The 9,265-nt window shown below is 47.2% G+C and carries 13 protein-coding genes and 1 pseudogene; 6 read left to right on the plus strand and 8 right to left on the minus strand.

The window, feature by feature from the left end:
• Positions 1 to 263 precede the first annotated feature (263 nt).
• Positions 264 to 875 (plus strand): recombinase family protein, encoded by a 612-nt coding sequence (locus AC1DYF_RS39340; protein ID WP_477884248.1) that lies wholly within the window; start codon positions 264 to 266, stop codon positions 873 to 875.
• A gap of 116 nt (positions 876 to 991) precedes the next feature.
• Here AC1DYF_RS39340 and AC1DYF_RS39345 read toward each other — a convergent pair whose 3' ends face one another.
• Entirely contained in the window at positions 992 to 1,510 is a 519-nt protein-coding gene (locus AC1DYF_RS39345; protein ID WP_477884250.1) for a calcium-binding protein, read from the minus strand.
• 167 nt (positions 1,511 to 1,677) lie between these two features.
• Positions 1,678 to 2,040 carry a hypothetical protein gene (locus tag AC1DYF_RS39350; RefSeq protein WP_477884252.1) on the minus strand — a complete coding sequence of 121 codons (363 nt, stop codon included), beginning with the start codon at positions 2,038 to 2,040 and terminating at the stop codon, positions 1,678 to 1,680.
• A gap of 169 nt (positions 2,041 to 2,209) precedes the next feature.
• Here AC1DYF_RS39350 and AC1DYF_RS39355 point away from each other — a divergent pair, with 169 nt between their 5' ends.
• The 3 genes from AC1DYF_RS39355 to AC1DYF_RS39365 are packed head-to-tail and all read left to right on the plus strand — an operon-like array spanning position 2,210 to position 3,645.
• Entirely contained in the window at positions 2,210 to 2,671 is a 462-nt protein-coding gene (locus AC1DYF_RS39355) for a hypothetical protein (protein ID WP_477884254.1), read from the plus strand.
• Between the two features lie 43 nt (positions 2,672 to 2,714).
• Entirely contained in the window at positions 2,715 to 3,125 is a 411-nt protein-coding gene (locus AC1DYF_RS39360) for a hypothetical protein (protein WP_477884256.1), read from the plus strand.
• Between the two features lie 22 nt (positions 3,126 to 3,147).
• Positions 3,148 to 3,645 (plus strand): hypothetical protein, encoded by a 498-nt coding sequence (locus AC1DYF_RS39365; protein WP_477884257.1) that lies wholly within the window; start codon positions 3,148 to 3,150, stop codon positions 3,643 to 3,645.
• Between the two features lie 47 nt (positions 3,646 to 3,692).
• On the opposite strand, the gene AC1DYF_RS39370 is transcribed toward AC1DYF_RS39365, so the two are convergent.
• Positions 3,693 to 4,115 (minus strand): hypothetical protein, encoded by a 423-nt coding sequence (locus AC1DYF_RS39370; protein ID WP_477884259.1) that lies wholly within the window; start codon positions 4,113 to 4,115, stop codon positions 3,693 to 3,695.
• Between the two features lie 97 nt (positions 4,116 to 4,212).
• Between AC1DYF_RS39370 and AC1DYF_RS39375 the strand changes: the two genes are divergently transcribed.
• Both AC1DYF_RS39375 and AC1DYF_RS39380 read left to right on the plus strand, forming a co-directional pair.
• Positions 4,213 to 4,632, plus strand: a complete 420-nt coding sequence (locus AC1DYF_RS39375; RefSeq protein ID WP_477884261.1) for a hypothetical protein — start codon at positions 4,213 to 4,215, stop codon at positions 4,630 to 4,632.
• Between the two features lie 58 nt (positions 4,633 to 4,690).
• Positions 4,691 to 5,398: a hypothetical protein gene (locus tag AC1DYF_RS39380; RefSeq protein ID WP_477884263.1), complete on the plus strand. Its 708-nt coding sequence runs from the start codon at positions 4,691 to 4,693 to the stop codon at positions 5,396 to 5,398.
• On the opposite strand, the gene AC1DYF_RS39385 is transcribed toward AC1DYF_RS39380, so the two are convergent.
• The 5 genes and pseudogenes from AC1DYF_RS39385 to AC1DYF_RS39405 all read right to left on the minus strand — a co-directional run.
• Positions 5,379 to 5,765 (minus strand): WYL domain-containing protein, encoded by a 387-nt coding sequence (locus AC1DYF_RS39385; RefSeq protein WP_477884265.1) that lies wholly within the window; start codon positions 5,763 to 5,765, stop codon positions 5,379 to 5,381. The genes AC1DYF_RS39380 and AC1DYF_RS39385 overlap by 20 nt on opposite strands.
• Before the next feature lie 142 nt (positions 5,766 to 5,907).
• A complete protein-coding gene (locus tag AC1DYF_RS39390; RefSeq protein WP_477884267.1) occupies positions 5,908 to 6,762 on the minus strand; it encodes a hypothetical protein in 855 nt (284 codons plus the stop codon).
• Positions 6,763 to 6,775: 13 nt separating this feature from the next.
• Entirely contained in the window at positions 6,776 to 7,090 is a 315-nt protein-coding gene (locus AC1DYF_RS39395) for a WYL domain-containing protein (protein ID WP_477884269.1), read from the minus strand.
• 749 nt (positions 7,091 to 7,839) lie between these two features.
• Positions 7,840 to 9,075 carry a DUF5906 domain-containing protein gene (locus tag AC1DYF_RS39400; RefSeq protein ID WP_477884271.1) on the minus strand — a complete coding sequence of 412 codons (1,236 nt, stop codon included), beginning with the start codon at positions 9,073 to 9,075 and terminating at the stop codon, positions 7,840 to 7,842.
• A 62-nt stretch (positions 9,076 to 9,137) separates the two neighbouring features.
• Positions 9,138 to 9,265, minus strand: a pseudogene (locus tag AC1DYF_RS39405) (IS5/IS1182 family transposase); the annotation flags it as partial.

Consider the following 9,265-nt stretch of genomic DNA (forward strand, 5'->3'; position numbering starts at 1 on the left):
TCTTCGCCATCATGAGACACATAACCGCAAACCTGCTCAGGCTCGCCCCCGGAAAGGATTCCATCAACCTCAAGCGCAAAACCGCAAACTGGGATGACAAATACCTCGAGACCATCATCCGCAAAAATTAACTCACCCGATTGCCCTGGATTTGGGTATGCCTTTTGCGAACCGCGAAAAAGCCGGTTCGATAAATCCGATTTGACTACTTAAAGCGAACCGTTTATAAGCGAACCACATAAAACGAACTAGGCGGTTCCAAAATGACATTCGTCCGTGCATATCTTCGCGCTTCGACCAAAGATCAAGATGCCAACCGCGCCAAGGACGATCTTTTCCAGTTTGCGGCTGAGCGGAATTTGAAAATCGCCGCAACCTATACCGAGAACGAAAGTGGCGCTTCTCTGAAGCGTCCTGAATTATTCCGACTCCTGAACGACAGCACACCCGGCGACATTTTGCTTGTCGAGCAAATTGACAGGCTTTCTCGACTGAATGCCGATGACTGGCAAAAGCTCAAGAGCGAGCTTCAGGCGAAGAAAATAAAGGTTGTCGCCTTGGACCTTCCAACGTCTTGGATGATGGCAACGGGAAATTCCGATGACATCCAAAGCCGAATTTTCGATGCGATCAACGGCATGATGCTTGATCTTTTAGCGGCCATCGCGCGGAAGGATTATGACGATCGGCGTCGGCGGCAATCGCAAGGAATAGTCAAAGCCAAAGCCGATGGTCGCTATAAAGGAAGGCCCGAAGACAAAGCACGGAATGCCGGGATTCGGCAGATGCTTGCAAGCGGCATGTCGTGGAATAAGATTATTGATGCGACCGGATGTAGCCGGTCAACGCTTTCGCGGCTGGCCAAGCCAGTTTAACACCGAGTGAAGGAAGTCAGGCCAACTAACCTGACTCCTGAACTGCAAGCCAATTTTCTGGCGACGTACTTCAACGCATGCCATATCGCACCGATTCTGTGACAACGAGATTTCGCCTACATTTCTACGAAGACATGGATCGAGTGCGCGGTGATATTTGGCTTGCCGTCGAAAGTGGCCAGCAAAACCTGTTCCCCGTCGCCACTGCCATCGGCGTCATAAAACAGTTTGTGGTGGGTATAAATCAGGTAGTCATTGGAATCTTGCGCGTGTGAGTGTGTCGTGAATTCGTCTGGCGAGAATTGACCACTGCTGAATGCGGTCAAGTAGTAGCCGTCGATACCTATGAAGTCGCCGTGCCGGTGCGCCTTGGTGGCAACAGTAAAGTCGGTTATTTCGTCGCTGTCTGCAGGCGTGAAGGCTTTGAAAACAAACACGTCGGAACCCGCGCCGCCGGTCAACACGTCGTGGCCAATGCCACCGTTAATATGATCGTTTCCGGTGCCGCCGTTGATTGTATCATCGCCGGGAAACCCGCCTATGATGTCATTGCCACCGGCACCATTTATGATGTCGTCACCGGGCGTTCCCTGTAATAACCCACCCTTATCTCCGTTCGTGATAATCTTTGTCATTGATCCACTCCCTGAATTTTGGCGGACATTAGACTACACTACATCAGTGCTTTGACAAGTACAAAGAAGCTATCGCCTCGATTTGTCGCGTCTTATCCTTCAATAATGCAGGTAAAAAAATTTTCGTTAGACGTGTATATTTAGGGCGAATGCTTACAACCTACCGATTAAGACTTGCACGGAAATTGCTTTCGAAATCCATTGCGTAAAACAACCCATGCATCGTCGCGTGGCTTTGCAGACATCAGAATTCTTGATGCGGCTTCGATCATTGGTCCGATATCAGCACCGAAACATGCCTCTTTATCCAATTCCAACCGCAACATGACGGCATATAGAAAGCCAATACAGAACGACTTCTTTTCGTGGGCTTCATTGCTATGTAAGACATACCCGTCTCTACACGTTTCGTTCAGAAGGTCAGCATAGCGAGAAAAAAATTGCATTTTTTGATCGTCTGAAGCGTGTGCCGTGCAAATGGTGAGGCACATGAAGGCGAAAGCGAATATTGATCTTGCGCTGATAGGCATGTGCTTGCTCCAATCGATTTCGGCCTAAAGAAGGCAATTACCTTGTGTGAAGAGTAAGCTCTGTGAAGGGACACATGAAAACCTACTTCCTTTCGATAGCGATGGGATCGCTTGATGCCCAATTTTCAAAGCGCAATCATCAAATACAACCACTTCAATCGGCGGCTCTATGACAATCGACATAACCGAAAAGCTTCGCGAACTTGTGTTGGAAATCTCGGATACCCGCGGCGTTGAAAATGTAAGGATCGTGCATTCGGTCTTGGTCGAATGCTGTCATTATCTTTCGAAACAGATCGGCCAGGACATTCTCCCCCAAATGATGGCCCTTATCGAAGCGCCCTATGACGAAAATAATTGGGAAGGTAGWACATTTATCTATAAGATGATTGCATATAAGCTTCGCACGAATATTTTCTATGAAATAGACGGGCCAGACAGCTTGCTGATCATGCAAGAGGAACTTCCTGGCGGGATTGACGAAATTCTAAGTATGGATGGACTGACTGAATGGGAAAGATACGACATCTTTTCTCGCGGCGTGCAAAATGTCGATATCAACCGGTTGCCCAAAATTTATCAACGCAACGCTCACGTCATCCATGAAGGATATGCGATCCAAGAGAATTAGCGCATTCTACAGGCCGTGAATGGTGCCGATCAGAGAACCTGACATGGACAATGACGATATATGCGCCCGATTAAGGGACGGTTCCAAAAACGCACAATTCCCTTTTTCGATCTACACAGCCATTCGTGAAAGTGGCTATCCGGATGAACCCGGTTGTTTCCTATTAGTTGGCGTCGATATCCCGAAAGAGAATCTTTCAAAAACTAGCGTGTTTAACGCATTCCAAAACATTGCTGAAAGTTGTTCAAAAGGAAACCTTTTAGAAGGCTTGCTTGGCGTTTCAATCGTTTTTCGTATAATTCAGAACGGCAATCTCACTCGGATAAATCGATGTTCGATTTATATTGAAAAAATTTCTTGCTATTCAGCCATGCAACTCGACGACTTCGCGAACGAAGAGCCAAATGGTATTTTTCTTAATCACTTCTACATGAAGAATGTTCCCATACTATGATAATTTCACCGGCGAAACGAAGATGATGAAAGCGTCAATCCTTGCGGTAGTGATTGCCGCCCAAACAACAATGGCGTTTCCGTGTTCCCTTGGACTTCCACCTGACTTGCGCGGTTTGGGCGATGGCGAAGCTTTCGAAGCAACCGTCACCCAATATGACAAGATTGCTTATCCAATACCAAAATTTCCGAACCATGAAGTTGCAAGGTTTGAACTGGCAATCACCGCAAATCTCGATGGGAAACCCGTTTCAGCTAAAAATATCACAGCGTACGCGATGTGGCCGAATTTCAAAGTCCCGGCCAAATGGAACGGACCGGCGAAGATCATTGTTGCCGTCCATGACCAGATTGAACCGGACGGTCAACGCGTGTTTGAATTTGGCGACGTTAGTTGTGGCGCATCGGCAATTATTGAAGATTCCGAAAGCAACAGACAAGCAGTGCGCGCCGTTCGCGTGCTGAAGGCAAAGCATGGAAAGAACTTTTGGCGCAAAACGGAACCGATGCGGATGCCATGAAACCGTTTCCGGCTTTCACCAAAACCTATGTGCAAACGAGACAGCAATCAAAAATCCGTTCTCACGCCGAACGGCGGAGTCGGCATAGCGTCAAGGAAGCCTTCCTTGATCATCCCTCTGTTTATTTCATTGCCATCAACGTAAAAGTACGCCTCTTTCCCTTCACCGTTCACAACGCAAATAGTCAGGAGCTTGCCATAGATTTTCTGACTAAGCGCTTCGCTTGCCTTGCCATACCATTCGGCAACGGGCTTGTTGGGTTCTTTTGTGCCGTCCAATTCCACAATGCCTTGATAGCTAAGGCCAAATCCCAAATCCACGTCCAGCCGTGCCGATCTGGCGAAAACGGTGATCACCTTGGCCGGATACTCTCGCCCGAAACACGGAATTTTGCTTTGGGCTGTCGCCGGGATGGCGAGAACCAGCGAACCCAAGACCGTAAGCGCAATTTTAATTTTAAACATCTGCATGGTTGAACCAAGGAAATATTCGTGTCTTTTCCGTGACGACTAAACCCGCGACATCGATCGCCCGCAATTCGCCTGAATTCTGCAGTATTTCCGAAGCATGAAACATGTGACCACAATCTTTTCCATCGCCGCCTTCGGCTATTTGTGCGTAACTGCCGTCAATGCAGCCGAGGATAAATCCGATTGCCTTGGAAGGCTCTATCCCGCGACTGCAATCGAGTTCTTTCCGAAAGCCGTACGCGTGGACGTCGATCTCGGGTTCGAATTGAGATACAATACCGTGCTTGCCTTCAAAGATCTCGGGGTCCCGTCACAATCGGTACAGTCTTTCCTTCAGTGGTTTAAAGAAGTTAAAGCCGCGCTTGCAATGAAAATTGGCAATAAGCCTCTTCAGATTTGCGTAAAGGGCGACGAAAAAGCGGCAATTTTCTATTCTGATGGCGAGAATATTAATAAATGGCTGGTCTCTAAGGGATACTTTATGGAGTCTCACGGCGAATATACGCGAGAATTTTAGTCGTTGATCACAGCAAGCTACTGACCGAGTCTGACGACAAGATAAGGGTCTAAATGGAATGAACCCTAGATTGATCGCGTTAACTGGCGAYGTCGGCATTGCCGAGCAACTTCAGGACCATTTCCGGTTTGTCGATAAACAACGGCTCATGCGGGATGGTCTCGGTCTACTCACAATAGCAGATTCACTCAATCGGACTGAAGAGTTCCGAGCCTTCCATCCCGTTGTGCGCGATCTTGAAGGCGTAATCATTGATGACCCCGGCACGAGCGATCACCACGTTGTTCTTTGCCGCGCTCCCTTTGGCGGCGCGGTGCTACATCTTGCGCACGATGGGGAAAGTCGCATTGTCTTCGATAGTGTCGACAGCTTCATAAAGGCGGTTCAACGCGCCTTTGAGATTGGAGGATATGTCTACGACCAACATCCGGACCATGCATGGATCGCAGCCGATCAAGCGACGTTGAGGGAACTGATATCTTCCTTAAGCTCTGAGCCGGACAAAGACATCATCTTGCCCATCCTTATTCCCTCGCTTGACCTGTCAGACTTAGATTTCCTCACTACGCTGGTCACCAACGAGGATATGTATGTGGCCGAAGCCGTGTGCCGGGAGATCGCTAGTCGCCCTTCACCGCTCCTTCTGCCAATTGCTGCATTAGGTGAGGAACACTCGCATCCGATGGCCCGCGATGCCGCCGCCAGAGCCAGGGTAAATATCGCCGGCGAACCGGCATTCTCACCCACTACCGCGATTGCCGGGTGAGCGGCATGAAATCGAAGATCGACAATTTCTCCATTTCCTTCTCGTCCGCCGTCTTCACCCGTGCGACCACCTGCTTGTTGCGGTCGGATTTTCGCGGATTGAAGGTTTTTGGTGGCTGGAAAGTTTGAGACGTTATTCGAATGTCCGACATCTTCGCGATTGTGTAGTTTCGCGGTGAGCGTTTGGCGCTGTCGTCGTAATACGTTCCAGCGACATATAGCCCGGCAGAAGAAGATTTGATTTCATGCGGCGCGAAGCGATGCGTAATGCGCGTTCCGTAATATGAAAACTGGATAATACGTTTGCGGTCCATTGCCTCTCTAATGATCCGGATATTTTCCGTTTTGAGTTCGTCTTGGTTTGTCATTTTATTCCTTAATGCTTCAAATAATTATTTCGCAAATTCGGAGAAAGGCGCATGCCGCGCTGCGCCTTCTCCAATGAAAATTTTGAGTAGTTAGGCCGACAGGCAGCTGGCAAGCTGGCGTCGAATGGTCGATAATCCCGGCTTAGGTGTCCAAGAAATCCCATTCCCAACCGAGCGCCCACCGCAAAGCAGAAAGCTTCCCGTTGATCATTCCCCATTCGAATTCGTCTTCGATGAGCAATTCGTCCATCGGAATTTCGGCTTCGATCCGTGCCGCCGACCTGCACGCTCCCTGCCAGATGGTGTCGACCATAACTTCTGTTTGACCGTACGCCCAAGATGCTTGCTTGGAGTTGATGATTTTCATTGAACCATCTTCGATTGCATATTTGTTGCGAAGGTAGCAGCGATTATACCAAACAATGTCGCGCAGGCGGCTTTCCGCATCAGCCATTTCATCGATCTTGCGTGGTCGCAGCTCGCAAATTGGCATTCCATCTTCATGGAAATAGCAAATATCTTCCGAATTGATCCAATTGGGCTGGCAAGCGGCAACAATTTCGTGGAAATCTGGGTCGCAGTCGGGATGCAAATCGCGATTCTCTACATCGAAATCATCCCGGCATTCGAACTCTTCGCCGGTTTCCACCATTTCGTTGATCGCATATAGGTCGAAATCACGATAACCGCTGTCTTGCGATACCCTACCGGTTTCATCGACTCCATAGCAAAGCAGGAACAACTCGTCTGGAAATAGACCATAAATTAAATATGGGTGGACGGTTATATAATCGCTCTCTCCTTCGAGAAGGATGGAGATTACCTTTCTGGCAGAGGTGGCCGCGAAAACCTTCGCGGCTATTTGATTTTCTTCGCGCACAGGTAGGTCGGTAAGCTTCGATGTGATCTCATTCTGATTGTCGGCGTGCATAAAAGGCTCGCGCTTGGCGCTTGCGAATTCAGCGGAATTGACAGTGTTATTCGAGGTGTTTTCCATAATATTTTTCCTTCTAAATTGATGTTTTCGTTGCAATAATTGCGATGATGCCCTCGACCTCTTTCATTTGGTCGGCATCAAAATTGGTTTCCGGCTCGAAATGCCGATCGGACATTTCCACCGATTGAATTTCGGCGAGTTTGAAAGTACGCGGTTTTGGCTGAAAATCCGGCTTATTGGGATCAAGGGTTTGCAGCCCATGGATCAGGTAATTGCCGGTCCCCTTGTGTTGGTAGAACACATACGGATCAAAATGCCTTGGCTTGTCGTCATCCCCATATCGGATTTTGATCGATTGCTTTTGGCTGATAGCATCGACGATCGGCATGTACATCGGTTCGCTTGACAACCGAATGTCGGCGGGGCCTTTGGTCTGCTTTAGGTGAGGTTCGCATCCGTCCTTTTTGACAGGAATGGAACTATTGAGTAATACGTCTCTATATTTCACATTTCTCCTTAATATAAAAAATTTTAAAATCCGATCTATGATAGCATTTACCCGCCGAGGCGATATATAAATCTCGGCCGATATATTGTTATCGGCGGCGATCTTCATTTTCGCCGCACAAAAATTTAAGTTGTTCTTCGATGGAATCTAGTATCGCAATTTGCACCCAAACGACGCCAAATATATTAGCGCGCATCAGATATTGAAATCCAAATTTTGGGTTGATTGTGTCACGAGGGGAGCAAATAACGTAGCTCTTCCGACATTTTTTGAATTTAGCCTATTCCAAGATAAAAGTCAAATTATTTTACATAAAAATGCTCGAAACTCGAATATTTTCCAGTATATACAACACGATTGGCAGCGTAATCTGAAGTTGAATCCCATTTCGTAAAATTATATTTCTTATCTAAGCTTAGACAGCGATGGCGACACTGTATCAAGCCACTGAATACGCCTTGCTTTCCTGCCAATAAGATTTGGAGCGTCTTCGACGTCATACATGCACGATAATTTTTTCTACTTCTTTTTTGTTTTCTTTTTTAAAATCTAAATTTAGAAAAAAGGTATGACACATATGACATCAACGACACTGCGAAGCACTTCCCGGCTTTGCCGGGAAGCAAACATCAATCAACTACAGGCCAATCCGTCTGCGTACCCATCAGATTGTCAAAATGCTCTCGGCACTCTTGCAGTGAGGGAAAAACATAGGCTCTCTTTCGGGGTCTCAAGTCGTTGCCATCGTATTCATTTTGCACAGTAATTCTCTTGTAATTCAGGGACGGCATCAGTCTCTTCAATTCGATTCCGAATTCGGTTTCCGAAAGATGGTTCTTAACCTGTCTTTGCTTGGCGGAAATTCCCAATGACTGGTAACATTTTTCAATAGGTACGGGGCTTTCCCATTTCGCAAAAAATCCGGCCGGATCAAGTTCCGTTGGCAGAACACATCCTCGAAATAGGCAATCGCTCCACCATCCTTGAATAGCATCATAGTTGCGGCGCTTTTGTTCATCCAAGGCGCTGGTTTTTGGGAAATCCCTGATGTCCACATTAGAAATATCCCGATTCTTTAAGAGATACATCAACGCTTCTAATCCGCCATTTTCCATTTGATCGGCGATGGCTGCGAAATATGTACTGTTTCGAGCCTGTTTGTCAGAGACATCCAAAACGCAAAAACGGCGTTCCTGATCGCCGGCAGCAATCACCCATTTGTTGTTGGACGAGAAAATCAGACGAGCGAAATTTTTCTGAATGATCGGCTCGCGATTTTTCTGCTCAATGACGATCGTATCTTCCGTGACTAGCGCCTTAAGTCGGCCTTCTTTTTCCTTGTCACCACCCCATGACGCTTCATCGAAATAGATCAGCAGTTTGTTCATCGCCAAGGAATTGAATCGACCAAAAATTTGATCGGAACTCGTTACATGTGCATAATGCGGCTCAAATAACTTGCTGAAATATTTTACGAAAATTCCTTTTCCGGCGCCTTGTACGCCACGAAAGACTAAAGCTACGCCCGGACGTTTTCCGGGATTCTGCACAGCATCAGCCATGAAATCTAAGATATAATCGCCATGCTTTTTGTTGCCAGAAGCAATAACATTATAAATATGATCGATGTATAGGTTACAAGCACCAGCAACTGCTTTGATCGGCGATGGCTGGTACATGTTATATGTGTCGGATGGAGTGCCGTTTGGATTGAAATCGATGGCTTTCATTTCTTTTCGGCCACTCCATTCAATCCATGCCTTTCCAAGCTTTTCGAGCCGGCCATCAACCCATATTTTCTTGTTTGAGTGCATGGTCATGAAATCATATGGCTTTGAAAAATAGAATTCTTCGTATCCCGTCAAATTTCTTTCAATTGTCAAGATTTGGGGTTTGCCGAAATTTGCTAAGAGCCCGATTCAAAAGTTCATTCGTAGATCCAATACCTTGCGATGCGCCTTGTGAGCATTCGGATTGAAGCGATTTGCGCCCATGCTGTTGAGCTTTCGATGGATTTTTCCCAATCCTTGGCGAGGCGGCGGCAACGCCCGAGCC

The organism is Rhizobium sp. P2_G9, assembly GCF_056403475.1.